14 protein-coding genes and 1 other RNA gene are annotated in these 18,687 nt (G+C 52.7%); 11 read left to right on the plus strand and 4 right to left on the minus strand.

The window, feature by feature from the left end; genetic code table 11:
* Positions 1-14: 14 nt before the first annotated feature.
* The 8 genes from pheT to EHV07_RS09445 all read left to right on the plus strand — a co-directional run bounded on the left by pheT (position 15) and on the right by EHV07_RS09445 (position 8,311).
* Positions 15-2,402: a phenylalanine--tRNA ligase subunit beta gene (gene pheT, locus EHV07_RS09410; RefSeq protein WP_147197269.1), complete on the plus strand. Its 2,388-nt coding sequence runs from the start codon at positions 15-17 to the stop codon at positions 2,400-2,402.
* A 4-nt stretch (positions 2,403-2,406) separates the two neighbouring features.
* Entirely contained in the window at positions 2,407-2,706 is a 300-nt protein-coding gene (gene ihfA, locus EHV07_RS09415) for an integration host factor subunit alpha (protein ID WP_004157378.1), read from the plus strand.
* Positions 2,707-2,818: 112 nt separating this feature from the next.
* On the plus strand, positions 2,819-3,802 hold the full coding sequence (gene btuC / locus EHV07_RS09420) for a vitamin B12 ABC transporter permease BtuC (protein WP_147197271.1): 984 nt from the start codon (positions 2,819-2,821) through the stop codon (positions 3,800-3,802).
* A gap of 43 nt (positions 3,803-3,845) precedes the next feature.
* On the plus strand, positions 3,846-4,391 hold the full coding sequence (locus EHV07_RS09425; RefSeq protein ID WP_147197273.1) for a glutathione peroxidase: 546 nt from the start codon (positions 3,846-3,848) through the stop codon (positions 4,389-4,391).
* A complete protein-coding gene (gene btuD, locus EHV07_RS09430) occupies positions 4,392-5,123 on the plus strand; it encodes a vitamin B12 ABC transporter ATP-binding protein BtuD (RefSeq protein WP_147197275.1) in 732 nt (243 codons plus the stop codon).
* A 69-nt stretch (positions 5,124-5,192) separates the two neighbouring features.
* Positions 5,193-5,651 (plus strand): NlpC/P60 family protein, encoded by a 459-nt coding sequence (locus EHV07_RS09435; protein ID WP_147197277.1) that lies wholly within the window; start codon positions 5,193-5,195, stop codon positions 5,649-5,651.
* Positions 5,652-6,032: 381 nt separating this feature from the next.
* The gene (locus tag EHV07_RS09440) at positions 6,033-6,776 is read left to right on the plus strand and encodes an EAL domain-containing protein (RefSeq protein ID WP_147197279.1); all 744 of its coding nucleotides are present in this window, start codon (positions 6,033-6,035) and stop codon (positions 6,774-6,776) included.
* Between the two features lie 101 nt (positions 6,777-6,877).
* Positions 6,878-8,311 (plus strand): protein adenylyltransferase SelO, encoded by a 1,434-nt coding sequence (locus EHV07_RS09445; RefSeq protein ID WP_147197281.1) that lies wholly within the window; start codon positions 6,878-6,880, stop codon positions 8,309-8,311.
* Between the two features lie 243 nt (positions 8,312-8,554).
* Here EHV07_RS09445 and EHV07_RS09450 read toward each other — a convergent pair whose 3' ends face one another.
* Both EHV07_RS09450 and EHV07_RS09455 read right to left on the minus strand, forming a co-directional pair.
* Positions 8,555-9,601: a 3-deoxy-7-phosphoheptulonate synthase gene (locus tag EHV07_RS09450; RefSeq protein WP_147197283.1), complete on the minus strand. Its 1,047-nt coding sequence runs from the start codon at positions 9,599-9,601 to the stop codon at positions 8,555-8,557.
* Positions 9,602-9,756: 155 nt separating this feature from the next.
* Positions 9,757-10,584 carry a pyruvate, water dikinase regulatory protein gene (locus EHV07_RS09455; RefSeq protein WP_147197285.1) on the minus strand — a complete coding sequence of 276 codons (828 nt, stop codon included), beginning with the start codon at positions 10,582-10,584 and terminating at the stop codon, positions 9,757-9,759.
* A 475-nt stretch (positions 10,585-11,059) separates the two neighbouring features.
* Between EHV07_RS09455 and ppsA the strand changes: the two genes are divergently transcribed.
* On the plus strand, positions 11,060-13,438 hold the full coding sequence (gene ppsA, locus EHV07_RS09460; protein ID WP_147197287.1) for a phosphoenolpyruvate synthase: 2,379 nt from the start codon (positions 11,060-11,062) through the stop codon (positions 13,436-13,438).
* 59 nt (positions 13,439-13,497) lie between these two features.
* On the opposite strand, the gene rprA is transcribed toward ppsA, so the two are convergent.
* An RNA gene (rprA, locus tag EHV07_RS09465) (antisense sRNA RprA) lies at positions 13,498-13,606 on the minus strand.
* Between the two features lie 256 nt (positions 13,607-13,862).
* Positions 13,863-14,981 carry an AI-2E family transporter YdiK gene (gene ydiK, locus EHV07_RS09470; protein ID WP_147197289.1) on the minus strand — a complete coding sequence of 373 codons (1,119 nt, stop codon included), beginning with the start codon at positions 14,979-14,981 and terminating at the stop codon, positions 13,863-13,865.
* Positions 14,982-15,197: 216 nt separating this feature from the next.
* Here ydiK and EHV07_RS09475 point away from each other — a divergent pair, with 216 nt between their 5' ends.
* Together EHV07_RS09475 and EHV07_RS09480 are read left to right on the plus strand one after the other, a co-directional pair.
* Positions 15,198-18,251, plus strand: coding sequence for an FAD-binding and (Fe-S)-binding domain-containing protein (locus EHV07_RS09475; protein ID WP_147200581.1), 3,054 nt, complete (start codon positions 15,198-15,200; stop codon positions 18,249-18,251).
* Positions 18,251-18,676, plus strand: coding sequence for a hotdog fold thioesterase (locus tag EHV07_RS09480; protein WP_147197290.1), 426 nt, complete (start codon positions 18,251-18,253; stop codon positions 18,674-18,676). The genes EHV07_RS09475 and EHV07_RS09480 overlap by 1 nt, the downstream gene beginning before the upstream one ends.
* Positions 18,677-18,687 lie beyond the last annotated feature (11 nt).

The raw sequence follows: 18,687 nt of genomic DNA on the forward strand, positions 1-18,687 counted from the left end.
GGCGGGTTATTCCAATGAAATTCAGCGAACTCTGGTTACGTGAGTGGGTTAACCCGTCTGTTGACAGTGCAGCACTGAGTGAACAAATCACCATGGCCGGTCTGGAAGTGGACGGCGTGGATGCAGTAGCCGGTGCTTTTCACGGCGTAGTTGTGGGTGAAGTGGTAGAGTGCGGCCAGCATCCTAATGCAGACAAACTGCGCGTAACAAAAATCAACACAGGTGGCGATCGCCTGCTGGATATTGTTTGTGGCGCACCGAACTGCCGCCAGGGCTTAAAAGTGGCCGTCGCCACCGTCGGTGCCGTACTGCCGGGTGATTTCAAAATCAAAGCGGCTAAGCTGCGCGGTGAGCCTTCTGAAGGCATGCTGTGTTCCTTCTCCGAGCTGGGTATTTCTGACGATCACAACGGGATTATTGAACTGCCGCTGGATGCGCCTGTCGGCACGGATATTCGTGAATATCTGAAGCTCGACGACAGCACGATTGAAATCAGCGTGACGCCTAACCGGGCTGACTGTTTAGGCATTATTGGCGTTGCCCGCGACGTCGCCGTACTGAATAAAATGTCGCTGACCGAGCCACAAATTTCGCCGGTTGCCGCAACTATTCAGGATACTTTCCCAATCCGTGTCGATGCTGTCGATGCCTGCCCACGTTATCTGGGCCGCGTAATCAAAGGCGTTAACGTTAAGGCAGCAACACCGCTGTGGATGCGTGAGAAGCTGCGTCGTTGCGGTATTCGCTCTATCGATCCGATCGTTGATATCACCAACTTCGTGCTGCTTGAGCTGGGCCAGCCGATGCACGCTTTCGATCTGGATCGCATTGACGGCGGCATTATCGTGCGGATGGCAGAAGAGGGCGAAACCCTGACGCTGCTGGACGGCACGGAAGCCAAACTGAACGCCGATACGCTGGTTATCGCCGACCACCATAAAGCGCTGGCAATGGGCGGCATCTTTGGCGGCGAGCACTCTGGCGTCAATGAAGAAACCACCAACGTACTGTTTGAGTGCGCCTTCTTCAGCCCGCTGTCAATCACCGGCCGTGCTCGCCGTCATGGCCTGCATACCGATGCCTCTCATCGCTACGAGCGTGGTGTCGATCCACAGCTGCAGCTGAAAGCGATGGAGCGTGCTACACGCCTGCTGCTGGATATCTGTGGTGGTGAGGCAGGTCCGGTCATCGATCAGACTAACCCGGCGTCATTGCCAGCACGCGCAACCATTACGCTGCGCCGTGAAAAATTGGATCGCCTGATCGGTCATGTTATTTCTGACAGCGAAGTGAGCGATATCCTGAATCGTTTAGGCTGTGAAGTCACGGAAGGGCAAGGCAGCTGGCAGGCAGTCGCGCCATCGTGGCGTTTCGATATGCAAATCGAAGAAGACCTGGTGGAAGAAGTTGCCCGTGTTTACGGCTACAACAATATTCCTGATGTGCCGGTTCAGGCTGGTCTGATTATGACCTCGCATCGTGAAGCCAATCTGTCGCTGAAGCGTGTGAAAGCGCTGCTGGTGGACAAAGGTTATCAGGAAGCGATCACCTACAGCTTTGTTGATCCTAAAGTTCAGGCGCTGCTGCATCCGGGCTTTGATCCTCTGGTACTGCCCAGCCCAATCTCGGTTGAAATGTCGGCGATGCGCCTCTCTTTATGGACAGGCCTGCTTTCTGCCGTGGTTTACAATCAAAATCGCCAGCAAAGTCGCGTGCGTCTTTTTGAAAGCGGATTGCGCTTTGTCCCTGATACACAGGCAAACCTCGGTATCCGACAGGATGTTATGCTGGCGGGTGTGATCAGCGGTACGCGATATGAAGAGCACTGGGATCTGGCGCGTGAGTCATTTGACTTCTATGATTTAAAAGGTGATTTAGAGTCCGTGCTCGATTTAACGGGTAAACTGGCTGACATTCAGTTCCGTGCTGAGGCTAATCCAGCCCTGCATCCGGGACAGAGCGCCGCCATTTATTTACACGATGAGCGCATAGGTTATCTGGGTGTTGTGCATCCGGAACTTGAACGGAAACTGGATCTTAACGGCCGTACCGTGGTGTTCGAACTGGAGTGGGATAAGGTGTCAGACCGCGTCCTGCCTGATGCGAGCGAGATTTCACGTTTCCCGGCAAACCGTCGCGATATCGCCGTATTGGTGGCTGAAAACGTCCCTGCAGCAGATATCATCGCCGAGTGTAAGAAAGTTGGCGTAAATCAGGTAGTTGGCGTAAACTTGTTTGACGTGTACCGCGGTAAGGGTGTAAATGAAGGTTTTAAGAGCCTCGCTATCAGCCTGATTTTGCAAGATACCGGCCGGACACTCGAAGAAGAGGAGATCGCTGCAACCGTCGCCAAATGTGTTGCGGCGTTAAAAGAGCGATTCCAGGCAACCTTGAGGGATTGAACCTATGGCGCTTACAAAAGCTGAGATGTCTGAATATCTGTTTGAGAAGCTGGGGCTTAGCAAACGGGATGCCAAAGAGCTGGTAGAGCTGTTTTTTGAAGAAGTGCGTCGTGCTTTGGAGAACGGTGAACAGGTGAAACTGTCAGGATTTGGCAACTTCGACCTTCGCGACAAAAATCAACGTCCGGGACGTAATCCTAAGACCGGCGAAGATATTCCGATTACGGCGCGTCGCGTGGTGACTTTCCGGCCTGGGCAGAAGCTCAAAAGCCGGGTAGAAAACGCTACGCCGAAAGAAGACTGACGCATCTATAAAAGGCCGCTTTTGCGGCCTTTTTTATCGACGGCCCAAACCCACTTTCTTTTTCAGCGTTTCCCTCTAAAATCAACCTACTGATTTCATTAAGAACTCGCGAATGACTCTGCTTTCACAACAGATGAAACTGGCTCGTCGCCATCAGCGCCGGTGGCTGGCTGCTCTTGTGCTGTTCAGCGTGACGATGGCGATCCTCAGTCTTTGTACCGGCGACCGCTGGTTACCGCCGAACGTCTGGTTTAGTGATGAAGCTCGGCTGTTTGTCTGGCAGCTGCGTCTGCCGCGCACGCTGGCTGTTCTGTTAGTTGGCGCATCGCTGGCCGTCTGTGGCGTGGTGATGCAGGCACTGTTTGAAAACGCACTTGCGGAGCCAGGCCTGCTGGGCGTGGCGAACGGGGCCGGCGTAGGACTTGTATTGAGTATTTTTGCCGGTGTACAGATGCTGTGGCAGCTGAGTTTATTTGCAATAGCAGGCGCGCTGTTAGTCACCTTTATCCTGCTGCATTTTTCGCGCCGGCATCTTTCCAGCAGTCGGCTGTTGCTGGCTGGCGTGGCGCTTGGCATTATTTGTAGCGCCATCATGACCTGGATAGTCTATTTCAGTACCAATCTGGATCTGCGTCAGCTGATGTACTGGATGATGGGCGGCTTTAGCGGCACGGACTGGCGCTATAGCGGTTTACTGTTGGCGCTGTTGCCGGTATTGATCTGGCTCAGTACCCGCTGGCGGGTACTGAATCTGCTTGCGCTGGGCGAGGTTTCTGCGCAACAGCTGGGTTTGCCACTTCTACTGTGGCGAAACATACTGGTGCTTGCCACTGGCTGGCTGACAGGCGTAAGCGTGGCGCTGGCAGGCGCTATCGGCTTTATTGGTTTGGTTATCCCACATATTTTGCGCCTTAACGGCATTCACGATCACCGAATGCTGTTACCCGCCTGTGCGCTGGCAGGCGGCGGCGTATTGCTGGCTGCCGATATCCTGGCACGCATAGCGATTGTATCGGCAGAATTGCCCATTGGCGTGGTGACGGCGACGCTGGGCGCGCCGGTTTTTATCTGGTTACTGTTACGCAACCGGCCGTAGTCTCTGGCCGGTTTACTTCTCCCTTCTGATACAGGAACAATCCATGACTATTTTTGATACAGAACTGGTGACGCTGGATGGTGAACCGACCTCGCTGGCTAAATGGCAGGGCCAGGTGCTGCTGGTGGTCAACGTTGCGTCTAAATGCGGTTTGACCCCGCAGTATGAGCAGCTGGAGAACATTCACAAAGCCTGGCACGATCGGGGTTTCTCGGTACTGGGTTTCCCGTGTAACGCCTTCCTTGGGCAGGAGCCGGGCAGCGCAGAAGAGATCAAAACCTTTTGTAGTAGCACCTACGGGGTGACTTTCCCGCTGTTTGAAAAAATTGAGGTTAATGGTCCACAGCGTCATCCACTCTATCGCCAGCTTGTTGCGGCAAAGCCGGAAGCCGTTTCGCCGGAAAGCAGCGGTTTTCTGGAAAAAATGGTTAGCAAAGGGCGCGGTCCAAAGGAGACGGGCGATATCCTGTGGAACTTTGAAAAATTCCTGATTGGACGTGACGGCACGGTGATTCAGCGTTTCTCACCTGACATGACGCCGGAAGACCCTATCGTGATGGAAAGTATCAAAGCGGCGCTGGCGAAATAAATGCTGCTGCAATGCGAAGGCGTTGCGGTAGCGCAACGCCTGAGTTCCTTTAGCGTGCAGGTCAGGAAAGGGCAGCTGATTCACCTGCTGGGACCGAACGGGGCCGGAAAGAGTTCGTTGCTCGCCTGTCTTGCGGGTTTATTACCGGCGTCCGGCAAAATAGAATTTTTGGGGCAGCCGCTGAATCGCTGGTCAGGCTATGCGCTGGCCCGGCATCGCGCCTGGCTTACGCAACAGCAGATCCCTTCGGGGACTATGCCGGTTTGGCATTATCTTCAGATGCATCAGATCGGCGCTGATGACCGTACGTTAATGGCGCTGTGTGAAAGCTTCCAGCTGGATAATAAACTGACGCGTTCTCTGGATAAGCTTTCGGGCGGGGAGTGGCAGCGGGTGCGTCTGGTGGCGGTCTTCTGTCAGATGGCTCAGCCGCAGGGGCAGTTACTGTTGCTGGATGAGCCGCTTACCGGCCTGGATCTTGCCCAACAGGCCGCTTTCGATCGTTATATTAATGCGCAGGTGAACGCCGGGTTGACGGTCATCATGAGCGGGCACGATCTTAATCACAGCCTGCATCATGCACAACGTGTCTGGCTATTAAAAAACGGCGCGCTGGTACAACAGGGCAGCGCCGGGGAGGTTCTGCAACCGGCAACCCTGTCAGCGGTTTATGAGGTTCCTTTTAAGCGCCTGTGCATTGAAGGACAACAAATCCTGACGACATTCCTTTGAAAGCATGACGTATATTGTCGGCAGGCCTTTTCGTCAGTAAAGTAGTCACAACTTATGAGGGATCCTGTTATGCGCTGCTGGTTTCTGTTTATTGCTTTCGTGCTCGCGGGTTGCAGCAGTCATGCGCCGCCGCCAAACGCGCGACTGTCTAACTCCATCACCGTTATCGCTCAACTGGACGATCAGCTTAGCCAGTGGCATGGCACGCCTTATCGCTATGGCGGTATGGGACATGGTGGGGTGGACTGCTCCGGTTTTGTCTATCTGACTTTCCGCGATCGTTTTGACTTACAATTACCGCGCACGACGTCTGCACAGACAGAAATTGGAACGCGAATTGCCAAAAAAGAGTTATTGCCCGGGGATTTAGTCTTTTTTAAAACGGGTGCGGGAGAAAATGGTCTGCATGTCGGCATTTACGATACCGACGATCGGTTTATTCATGCCTCGACCAGCCAGGGCGTTATCCGTTCTTCATTAAATAATGTCTACTGGAAAAAAGTTTTCTGGCAGGCAAGGCGGATTTAGTTATTGCTAATTAATAGCCTGCTAACCGTTTAAGAAAAAGCTTATTTATCCGGCATTTGATTTATGAAAATATTACCAGCGCTGCCTGATTTTTTAATCGGTAAAGAAACCTGTTGTGGTTAAAGTGACAGGGAAAATCGACTTATGTCAGATTTTTGTAAAGTGCCGTTAAAGCGAACAATGTTATGCTTCAAAAGTGCAAAAATATGATTTAATAGTTAAGCATCTTTCATGCAGGAAATGTGATAGCTTAGGGCTTTTAGCACAGGCCGATCCTTTATCCTGGCAATCCTGCCGCAGCTGAATTTAATAATGGTCCTGTCAGACCCTTGTTGCTGAGTCAGTCTGCGCAGTTTGCGACTTCATCATGGCTGAATAAAAATGAAAATCCATTTGGAAGCGGATTATAAAAGTTACACAGCATTCAACCCTGTCTACAGTTTTGATGGGCATCTTCTCTCTGTCGAACTGCTGACCCATTTCTCGCACAGCACGGCCAATGTGGCGATCCCGCAAGAGCTCCTGCTCCCGCAGTTGAGCTGTGAGCAACGGATGACCTTGCTGCAAAGCCAAATTAACAGTATTCAAAAACATCATGCCTTTTTTAGCGAGCAGGGTGTGAAAGTGACGTTGAAAATAGACGAGATTTCCACAAAGGCCATTCTTGAAAGTGATTTTCTGAAATATAAACTGGACGGATTGTCTTGGCTTGAACTGGAAATAAACGAAAGCTTTCCGGATTTAAAACTGGGCAAGGATCACCCGGGGCTGATGGCGTTAAGCGAGCGCTTTGATTTAAGTCTGGCGAACTACGGTTCGGGCAAAGCGCCTTCCAAAGCCGTCTACGACGATCTCTTTTTCCGCATCAAACTGGATAAAGGCTTTATTCAGCATCATATTAACCGCCTGACTTTCAGACCACTAATTAGTACAGTGCTGGACCATATTAAGCCTCATTGTCAGCAGATTATCGTACAAGGTATTGATGATATTAGCGGACTGGAAAAAATCAGCGATTATGCTTTTGACGGTATTCAGAGTGCGCTGTTTTCCCCGGTAACGGAAGAAGCCCTTCCTTCGCTTATCCATCCTCCTAAAGTGCTTACTGGCGAACTGGTGCAATAACCCTGTAGTAAGTCCGTGTTTACTACGTCGCTGACGGTTTACACTTAGACGATTAACTGACGTCAAATCCTGGCGACGTCCGGAAATCATAAGGGGACGTCATGCAATTCAATAATACCTGGCACAACGAGCTGGCCGGCTTTTACACCGCGCTGATGCCGACACCGCTTAAAAATCCACGATTACTTTATCACAGTCCTTCGCTGGCTCAGGAGCTGGGCATCGACGAGAGCCTGTTCAGCACCGCCGCGCCATGGAGTGGTGAATCTTTGTTGCCGGGCATGCAGCCTCTGGCACAGGTTTACAGTGGACATCAGTTTGGCGTATGGGCCGGTCAGCTTGGCGATGGACGAGGTCTGTTACTTGGCGAGCAGCAGCTTCCCGACGGGCGAAAAATGGACTGGCATCTGAAAGGTGCCGGACTGACGCCATACTCACGTATGGGAGATGGCCGCGCGGTTCTGCGCTCGTCGCTACGCGAATTTCTGGCCTCGGAAGCGATGCATCATCTTGGGGTGCCCACCTCCCGTGCACTCACCGTCGTAACCAGCGATGAGCCGGTATACAGGGAGACGACAGAGCGTGGCGCAATGTTGCTGCGCGTGGCTGAAAGCCATCTACGCTTTGGCCATTTTGAACATTTCTTCTATGGCGGCCAGCCCGAGAAAGTGCGCGAGCTGGCTGACTATGCGATTCGTCATCACTGGCCGCAATATCAGGATGAGCAGGATCGCTACCTGCTGTGGTTCAGCGATGTGGTCAAACGCACGGCCCGTCTGATCGCTTACTGGCAAAGTATCGGTTTTGCGCATGGCGTGATGAATACCGATAACATGTCGATTTTGGGCATTACGCTGGACTACGGCCCTTACGGCTTCCTTGATGATTACAAACCTGACTTTATCTGCAACCACTCCGATTATCAGGGGCGTTACAGCTTTGACAATCAGCCGGTAGTGGGATTATGGAATCTCAACCGGCTGGCTCACGCGCTTTCCAGTTTACTGGATGCAACCCAGTTGAAGCAGGCGCTATCTGGCTACGAGACTGAGCTGATGCGCTGTTGGGGAGAGAAAATGCGGGCGAAGCTGGGGCTGTTGACCCCCCATCGCGATGATAATGATATCCTGACGGGTTTACTGTCATTGATGACCAAAGAGAGTAGCGATTATACCCTGACGTTCCGCAAGCTGTGTGATACCGAGCAGCAGCAATCCCGCTCGCCGTTGCGCGATGAATTTATCGATCGTGAAGCCTTCGACAGCTGGTATAACGTTTATCGTCAGCGTTTACTCCAGGAAGCGCGACAGGATGAGCAACGGCAGCAGGAAATGAAGCAGGTAAATCCGGCCATTATCCTGAGAAATTATCTCGCTCAGCAGGCGATTGAGCAGGCAGAGAAAGATGATATCAGCGTGCTGGCCCGGCTGCATCAGGCGTTGAGCCGTCCCTTTGATGACGCGCCGGAGTTTGCAGATTTAACGCGCCGCCCACCGGACTGGGGCAAAACGCTTGAGGTAAGCTGTTCAAGCTAAAAATGGGTGGGGGGCTTTGCCGGAAGAGCGGGTTGCAGCACAAATTCGCCGTAGATCCGCCCTCCAGGCTCGTGACGCGCGTCCCTGCGCGTCACGGTTCGCTTCTCCGGTCAGCTATTTCTGCCCTAAGCCACGCTATTGCTGGTAGCCTCGCATGGGGATCCACGTAAGACTGAGTTAGCGAGGCGCAACCGCTTGTTGCCGCCAGCTTTCACCCGCTGCCGCGTTAACCTTACCTCGCCCTTAAAACCGTGTCTCAACAGCCTCAGCCAGCAACGCCAATACCTCTTCGCTGTCATCCCATCCCAGACAGGGATCGGTAATTGACTGGCCGTAAACCAGCGGCTTACCGCTCTCAACCTTTTGCGTGCCTTCCTGTAAGAAACTCTCAATCATTACGCCAGCGATCGCCTGCGTGCCTTCCCGGATCTGCTGAGCAACGGAAGCGGCAACGTCTTTCTGGCGGCGATGTTGTTTGAGACAGTTAGCATGGCTGAAATCGACCACCAGACGCTCCGGCAGCTTAAACTCACGCAGGCTGGCAGCGGCAGCGGCAATATCTTCCGCATGATAGTTCGGCTGTTTACCGCCGCGCATAATCACGTGTCCGGACGGGTTGCCGCTGGTCTGGTAAATGGTCATCTGACCATTTTTATCCGGCGATAAGAACATGTGGCTGGCTCGGGCCGCGCGTATCGCATCCACCGCAATCTGAATATTACCATCCGTACCGTTTTTAAAACCTACCGGGCAGGAGAGCGCCGAGGCCATTTCGCGATGGATCTGGCTTTCGGTCGTTCGTGCACCAATCGCACCCCAGCTAATCAAATCGGCAATAAATTGCCCCGTCACCATATCTAAAAATTCAGTCGCCGTCGGCATCCCGAGCGCATTGATATCCAGTAACAGCTTACGAGCGACGTCTAATCCGTGGTTAACACGAAAGCTGCCGTCGAGATCCGGATCGGAAATCAGTCCTTTCCAGCCGATTACCGTACGGGGCTTTTCGAAATAGGTACGCATAACGATTTCAAGGCGCGACTGATGCTGCTCTCGCAGTAGGTTAAGCCTGGATGCATAATCAACGGCGGCAGCAGGATCGTGCAGCGAGCAGGGACCGATCACCACCAGCAGGCGAGGATCGTCACCGGAAAGGATACGGGCAATACGCTTGCGGGAAGCGGTAACATTTGCCACAACAGCGGGCGTGATCGGATGCCGTTTCGCCAGTTCATCAGGCGTAACCAGGCTCTCGATGCGCGCGGTCCGCAGTTCATCTGTTTTGTTCATAGCGATCTCAAAAATTTTGTCTTCGCAGCGGCAGGAGTGCCGGGAAGTGATGGCGATCACAATAGCCTTGACCCGAGGATGATTTCAACCCTAAACGCCCGTCGCACGAGCGTATCGGGAGAAATATCACTTTTTGACGCGATAGGTATTGCCGATCAATACATGCGGCGGTTAAGTCCCATAATATCGAGGATTTTTGTGGCGATTTCTTCAACGGAATAGTTGGTGCTGTTGAGGTAACGAATTTGATGGGTGCGGAAAAGGGCTTCGACTTCACCCACTTCAAGGCGGCACTGGCGCATAGAAGCGTAGCGGGTATTTTCAGCGCGCTCCTGACGAATGGCGGCCAGACGTTCCGGGTCGATGGTCAAACCGAACAGTTTATGTTGAAAAGGTCTCAGGGCTGGGGGCAGTTTCAGGTTGTCCATATCGTCGGCGATAAACGGATAGTTAGCGGCCCGGATGCCAAATTGCATAGCGAGATAAAGGCTGGTTGGCGTTTTCCCGCAGCGTGACACACCCAGCAATATCACCTGGGCATCTTCCAGTCCACGCAGTGAAATGCCGTCATCATGCGCGAGCGTGTAATCGATGGCGGCAATGCGCGCGTCGTATTTGCCAAGATTATTTGCCGTCAGGCCATGCGTCCGGTTCGCTACCGGTGCCGGAGCAAGGCCTAATTCCTGTTGCAGCGGGGCAACCAGCGACTGCACAATATCCTGACAAAATCCGTCGCTTTGCAGGATGATCTCGCGAATTTCAGGCGTGACGATTGAGATAAAAACCAGCGGGCGCACGCCGCTTTTCACATACAGCGCATTGATTTGTGCCTTAACTGCCTGTGCCCGCTGCACATTTTCCACAAAGGGCAGCGTGACGCTGTTGATGCCAACAGGAAACTGTGACAACACCGCATGACCCAGTACCTCGGCGGTGATTGCCGTCCCGTCAGAAATATAAAACACGCTTCTTTCAGTTTCCATTTTCTCATCCTGTAGCGAATTTAACGCAGACTAAAATAATTTACTGCTGTAAAGCAAATCCCGACGGCGACTACACTATAAGATTGATACCTTAAAACAGAATAAAGTAAATCTGTTATTTCCCTTGCGTGCCCCAGAACGGAATAAACATCGAATAATGAAATAACGTTTTCTTTTACTATTCATAAAAACAGGTGTAATCAAGAAAATCATTCTTAATGTTCATCATTATCGAATGAGGGTTAAATTCGACACAGAGACAAGCGTGTCATTTTTTAACTGCATGATAATTAAGTTTTTTATATTTAATTTCATCTCGGGCGTGCAGGGTTTATTGTGCGGAATTTTCTTAAAAGCCATTTTTAAACCCGCTTGAACGATTCAACAGTTTCTTTCTGCATTAAGAATGTGCCAGGCTCAAAAACGTATAACTCTGTCCTCAATCAGTTAGTTAAATCATAAAAGGATTTCTTCAATGTCCAATAAAGACCTGTCGCTCGTGCTCTGGTATAACCAGCTTGGCATGAACGATGTTGATCGGGTGGGAGGCAAAAATGCCTCTCTGGGTGAAATGATTACTAATTTGTCCTCGCTTGGCGTTAGCGTGCCGAACGGTTTTGCGACAACTTCTGAAGCTTTCAATCAGTTTCTCGATCAGAGCGGCGTCAATCAGCGTATTTACGAACTGCTGGATAAAACTGATATTGAAGATGTGGATGAACTGGCAAAAGCAGGTAAGCAGATCCGCCAGTGGATTGTCGAAACCCCTTTCCAGCCCGCGCTGGAACAGGCGATTCGTGAAGCCTATCATCAGCTCTCCGCGGATGATGATGAAGCCTCTTTCGCTGTACGTTCATCGGCAACGGCCGAAGACATGCCGGATGCCTCTTTCGCCGGACAGCAGGAAACCTTCTTAAACGTTCAGGGCTTTGACGCCGTGCTGATTGCGGTAAAACACGTTTACGCCTCGCTGTTTAACGACCGCGCTATTTCTTATCGGGTACATCAGGGATACGATCACCGCGGCGTGGCCTTATCGGCTGGCGTACAGCGAATGGTACGCTCAGATGTAGGCGCTGCTGGCGTAATGTTCACAATCGATACAGAATCGGGCTTTGATCAGGTGGTCTTTATCACCGCCGCGTTTGGCCTTGGCGAAATGGTTGTGCAGGGGGCCGTAAACCCGGACGAATTTTACGTACATAAGCCAACGCTGGCGGCCGGGCGTCCGGCCATTGTTCGCCGCACGATGGGCTCAAAAAAAATTCGTATGGTCTATGCCGATTCGCAGGAGCATGGCGAGCAGGTCAGAATCGAAGATGTGCCAGAGGCGGAGCGCGATCGGTTCTGCCTCAGCAGTGAAGAAGTGGAGGCGCTGGCCGCACAGGCAGTACAGATCGAAAAACATTATCAGCGACCCATGGATATTGAGTGGGCCAAAGATGGCCACACCGGTAAACTCTTCATCGTGCAGGCACGCCCGGAAACCGTGCGTTCAAGCGGCCAGGTAATGGAACGCTACACCTTACAGGGTAAAAGCAAAGTGGTGGTGGAAGGGCGCGCCATTGGCCATCGCATTGGGGCCGGTGAAGTCAAGGTGATCCATGACATCAGCGAAATGAACCGCATTCAGAAAGGCGACGTGCTGGTTACGGATATGACCGATCCCGACTGGGAGCCGATCATGAAAAAAGCCTCGGCCATCGTGACCAATCGTGGTGGGCGAACTTGTCATGCGGCTATCATTGCCCGCGAGTTGGGTATACCGGCAGTGGTAGGCTGCGGCGACGCCACCGATCGATTAAAGGATGGTCATAAAGTCACCGTCTCCTGCGCCGAGGGCGATACGGGCTACGTCTACGACGATTTGCTGGATTTTGAGGTGAAAAGCTCGCAGGTAGATGAAATGCCTTCGCTGCCGCTGAAAATCATGATGAACGTCGGCAACCCGGATCGCGCTTTCGACTTTGCCTGTTTACCGAATGAAGGCGTGGGTCTGGCGCGTCTGGAATTTATCATTAACCGCATGATTGGCGTGCATCCTAAAGCGCTGCTTGAGTTTGATCGGCAGACGCCGGAAATACAGCAGCAAATCCGTAGCATGATGAAAGGATTTGACGATCCGGTTGAGTTCTATGTTGCTCGCCTGACCGAAGGGATCGCGACCCTGGGCGCGGCCTTTGCGCCTAAGCGCGTTATCGTTCGGCTGTCGGATTTTAAAACCAACGAGTATGCCAACCTGGTGGGCGGAGAACGCTACGAGCCGGAAGAAGAAAACCCCATGCTGGGCTTCCGTGGGGCAGGTCGTTACGTAGCAGACAGCTTCCGTGACTGCTTCGCGCTGGAATGTGCGGCAGTTAAGCGCGTCCGCAACGAAATGGGACTGACCAACGTCGAGATCATGGTGCCGTTTGTTCGCACGGTAGCTCAGGCAAAAGCGGTCGTGGAAGAGTTAGAACGTCAGGGGCTGAAGCGCGGCGAAAATGGGCTTTCTATCATTATGATGTGCGAAATACCCTCTAATGCGCTGCTGGCCGACCAGTTCCTGCAATATTTCGACGGCTTCTCAATTGGCTCAAACGATATGACGCAGCTGGCACTTGGACTGGACAGAGACTCTGGGGTGGTCTCTGAACTCTTTGATGAGCGTAATGATGCGGTAAAAGCGCTGCTTTCCATGGCTATCCGCTCGGCGAAAAAAGCCGGTAAATATGTAGGCATTTGTGGTCAGGGACCCTCTGACCATGAAGATTTTGCCGCCTGGCTGATGGAGGAGGGCATTGACAGCCTTTCACTCAATCCCGATACGGTGGTGCAGACCTGGCTGAGTTTGGCGGAATTACCGAAAAAATAGCATAAGGCACTAAAATAGTGAGCAAAGGCCAGATTTCTGGCCTTTTCTTTTGGATCGTACAAAAAAAAAGCCCATCACATGGGATGGGCAAAGACTACACACAGCAATTCGTTACGTTATTCGGGGAAAAAAGGTTGTTTATAAATCAACATGTTGATTGTAAAACATAGGGTTTATACTATTCTGCCGGACAGAGTGAGTCATTAAGAATCCTCTTATTAGTTTAAGTTCCGTAACCTTTTATTTGGGAAACTAATTGTTTTAATGCGCTAATCTGTACGAAAGGTAAACATTTGCCCTTAAGTTAGATGGCGTTGCGCCAAAAGTGCGCTTTACAGGTAAAAGTTGCTAATGAAATGAAACATTACAGGGAAGGGAAAGCTTTCTGAAAGAGGCGGCCAGCAGGCTGACCGCCTTCAAAGGACTATTTAGTGATGTTTTCTTGTTCTATTTCAGCAAGTTCTTCTACGACGTCCAGCGGATCGTCCAGTGGGGCAGGCGCCTCATGCATCCAGACGGAAAGCAGGCGATAAGAAACAGCCAGCACGACCGGTCCAATAAACAGTCCGATCATCCCAAAAGCCACCAGGCCGCCAATGACGCCGGACAGTATCAGAATCATGGGCAAATCGGCCCCCATACGGATCAGCATTGGGCGAAGAACGTTATCCAGCGTGCCAACCACACAGCTCCACACCAGCAATACCGTGCCCCAGGTCGTGTCTCCGCTCCAGTACAGCCAGATAATCGCCGGGATCAATACTACCAGCGGACCAAGCTGCACCAGACAGGAGAAAATCATCAGCACCGTCAAAATGGTTGCATAAGGAATACCTGAGATAGCAAGACCGATCCCACCCAGCACGCCCTGAACCAGCGCGGTGACGACCACGCCAAGCGCAACGGCACGAATTGCCTGTCCGGCCAGTAAAACCGCCGCGTCGCCGCGACGAGAGGCTAAACGGAAAGCAAAGTGACGAATACCGTGGCCTACCTGTTCACCGCGCCAGAAAAGCAGCACGCTGAACAGCAACATCAGCCCGAGATGTAGCATAATGCGGCCAAAATGTCCGGCCTGCGCAAACAGGAAACCGCTGGTACGCCCGATGTAAGGCTGCACCTTGGCCATAATCGCGCTGCCGCCGCCAGCCACCATATTGTGATAAACGGCATAAAGTTTTTTGCCGCCCAGCGGAATACTCCTCAGCCAATGCATCTCCGGCATTTGTAAATGACCTGCCGTCGCCCAGGCGACCACCGGCCCGCTGTTTTCAATCAGGCTGTTAACCAGAAGCGCAATCGGGACGATAAACAGCAAAATCAGGATGATGGTCATGGCGATGACCGCCAGCGAACGTCTTCCCCACAGCCAGCCCTGAATTTTAATCATCAGCGGCCAGGTGGCAATCACCACCATGCTGGCCCAGGCAAAGCCCAGCACGAACGGCTGAACAATCCAAAAACTGGCCACAATCAGTAGAATGATAAACAGCAAAGAAAACACGATTTGCGGCATATCCCATTCTTTATGCGCGTTCTTCATTTATGAACATTTACCTCAATATAAGAGCAATAAAGGGAGCCCTGGCCTGAAGCTGCGTTGGACGGGCCTCCTGATAAGGCTATTAAACGCATTTTCGACTGAAACGGCACGTTATTCTTTTATCTGCTTTTTTTGAAACCGCGACAGGTCATAAAAAAATGTGATAAAACCATGACAAAGCACAAACGTCATACACAACATTTTGGTCTCTCTATAATGATCCCACAGATTTCTCAGGCGCCGGGCCTCGTTCAACTGGTGCTGAATTTTTTGCAGGCGTTAGAGCAGCAGGGTTTTACTGGTGATACCGCGACCAGCTATGCCGACCGCCTTTTAATGTCCACCGACAACAGCATCTACCAGCTGTTACCCGACGCGGTGATTTTTCCCCGTTCGACAGCCGACGTGGCGCTGGTGGCCCGCCTGGCTGGCGAAGCGCGTTTCAGCAGCCTGACGTTTGCGCCGCGCGGCGGCGGCACTGGCACTAACGGTCAGTCGCTGAATCAGGGGATCGTAGTGGATATGTCCCGCCATATGAACCGCATCCTGGACATCAACGTTGAACAGGGCTGGGTCAAAGTTGAAGCGGGCGTGATTAAAGATCAGCTCAATGCCTTTCTCAAGCCCCTCGGCTATTTCTTCTCTCCCGAACTTTCTACCAGTAACCGTGCAACACTGGGCGGAATGATCAATACCGATGCATCCGGTCAGGGATCGCTGGTTTACGGTAAAACGTCCGATCACGTTTTGGGGCTGCGGGCGGTGCTGCTCGGCGGTGATATTCTGGATACACGAAGCGTACCGGTGGCAGTGGCTGAAACGCTGGCCCGGGAAGCCACGCCGGAAGGCGTTATTTATCGTACGGTGCTGGAACGCTGTCGCGATCGCCGTCAGCTGATAATCGATAAGTTTCCCCGGCTCAACCGCTTCCTGACGGGCTACGATCTGCGGCACGTCATCAGCGATGACCTGCAAAAAGTCGATCTGACCCGACTGCTATGTGGTGCAGAAGGCACTTTAGCGTTCATTACCGAAAGCCGGTTGAACATTACGCCCATTCCTGCAGTCCGCCGCCTGGTCAATATTAAGTATGACTCTTTTGATTCTGCCCTGCGCAGCGCGCCGTTTATGGTAGAAGCGCAGGCGTTGTCAGTCGAAACTGTCGATTCCAAAGTGTTAAATCTGGCGCGGGAAGATATCGTCTGGCACTCGGTGAGTGAACTTATTGCAGACGTCCCCAATCGCGATATGCAGGGCCTGAACATTGTAGAATTCGCTGGAGATGATAAGGCGCTGATCGACGCTCAGCTGGCCTCTTTGTGCCAGCGTCTGGACGAATTAATGGCTTCGGGGCAGGCTGGCGTCATTGGCTATCAGCTGTGTGACGATATCAGCGGCATTGAGCGCATTTATGCCATGCGTAAAAAAGCGGTGGGATTGCTTGGCAATGCGAAAGGTCGGGCCAAACCTATCCCGTTTGTGGAGGATACCTGCGTGCCGCCGCAGCACCTGGCGGACTATATAGTCGAGTTCCGCAAGCTGCTTGATGGGCATAACCTCAGCTACGGCATGTTTGGTCACGTTGACGCGGGTGTTTTACATGTGCGCCCGGCGCTGGATATGTGCGATCCGCAGCAGGAAATGCTGATGAAGCAGATTTCTGATGAAGTGGTGGCACTGACAGCACGCTATGGCGGTTTGCTGTGGGGAGAGCATGGCAAAGGCTTCCGTGCTGAATACAGTCCGGCCTTTTTTGGTGAAGAGCTGTTTAATGATTTACGCCGCATCAAAGCGGCTTTTGACCCGGAAAACCGGCTGAATCCGGGTAAAATCTGTGCGCCTTATGGTGTGAATGAGCCAATGATGCAGGTCGATGCGGTCAAACGTGGCACCTTCGATCGCCAGATCCCGGTTAACGTTCGCACCAACTGGCGTGGCGCGATGGAATGTAATGGCAACGGCCTGTGCTTCAACTTTGATGTCCGCAGCCCGATGTGCCCGTCAATGAAAATCACCAGTAACCGAATCCACTCTCCTAAAGGCCGCGCCACGCTGACGCGAGAATGGCTGCGCTTGTTAGCAGAGCAGGGGGTGGATCCGCTGGAGCTGGAGAGACGTCTGCCGGAGCAGAAAGTCAGCCTGCGTGGATTAATTGAGCGGACCCGTAACAGCTGGCACGCCAGGCGTGGCGAATACGATTTTTCACATGAAGTGAAAGAAGCGATGTCCGGCTGTCTGGCGTGTAAAGCCTGTTCGACCCAGTGCCCGATCAAAATTGACGTGCCCGGTTTCCGCTCCCGCTTTTTACAGCTTTATCATACCCGCTACCTGCGTCCGGCAAGTGATTACCTGGTCGCCAGCGTGGAAAGCTATGCGCCGCTGATGGCGAAAGCGCCAAAGTTCTTCAACTTTTTTCTGCGCCAGCCGCTGGTGCGTGAAATGAGCAAAGCGCAGATTGGCATGGTGGATTTACCGCTGCTCTCGTCGCCTAATTTAAAACAGCAGCTGGCAGGCCACCGTTCAACGAATACCACGCTTGAGCAGTTAGAAGCGATGAGCGAGACGATCCGTGCGCGCCACGTCCTGATCGTGCAGGATCCTTTCACCAGCTATTATGAGGCCCGGTTAGTCAGCGATTTCGTCGCGCTGGTGGAAAAGCTGGGTTATCAGCCCGTGGTGCTGCCGTTCTCGCCAAACGGCAAGGCGCAGCACATTAAAGGTTTCCTGCAACGTTTTGCCCGTACGGCGCAGAAAACCGCCGACTTTCTCAATCGTGTGGCAACGCTGGGGCTACCGATGGTGGGCGTCGATCCGGCGCTGGTACTCTGCTATCGCGATGAGTACAAAGAAATTTTGGCTGATAAGCGCGGCGATTTCCATGTACAGCTGGTGCATGAGTGGCTGCAAAAAGCGCTGCCGGAACAGCCCGCTATGCCACAAAGCGGTGAATCCTGGTATCTGTTTGGGCACTGCACTGAAGTGACTGCGCTGCCTGCTTCAAGCCAGCAGTGGGCCGGCATTTTTGCCCGGTTTGGCGCCAGGCTTGAAAACGTCAGCGTGGGCTGCTGCGGTATGGCAGGCACCTACGGCCATGAGAGCAAGAATCTGGAAAACTCCCTGGGCATCTACGAGCTTTCATGGCATCAGGCGCTGCAAAAACTGCCGCGCCAGCGCTGCCTTGCCACCGGCTATTCCTGCCGCAGCCAGGTAAAACGCATCGAAGGCAACGGCATGCGCCATCCTTTGCAGGCCTTACTGGAACTCGTCTGATGGCCATTTGGCAACGACACACCACGCTGGAGCAGCTAAATCAGCTTAGCCAGGGTACAATGGTTGAGCATGTTGGCATTGTGTTCACGTTCATCAACGACGAAAGTCTTGAAGCCACTCTGCCTGTGGATGCACGCACGCGTCAGCCCTTTGGCCTGTTGCACGGCGGAGCGTCTGTCGTGCTGGCAGAAACGCTGGGCTCCGTTGCCGGTTATCTTTGCAGCGTAGACGATCAGCGTGTCGTAGGGCTGGACATCAATGCCAGCCACCTGCGAGCAGTGAGTGAAGGTGAAGTGCGTGGCGTCTGTCGTGCGATCCATCCTGGCCGCACGCACCAGGTCTGGCAGATCGATATTTTCGACCAGCAACAGCGATTATGCTGTACGTCACGCTTAACGACGGTTGTGCTCTCGGGTAAAAAATAAGGCCCAATCGC

It is taken from the genome of Pantoea sp. CCBC3-3-1, from assembly GCF_007981265.1.
Taxonomy (GTDB): domain Bacteria; phylum Pseudomonadota; class Gammaproteobacteria; order Enterobacterales; family Enterobacteriaceae; genus Erwinia.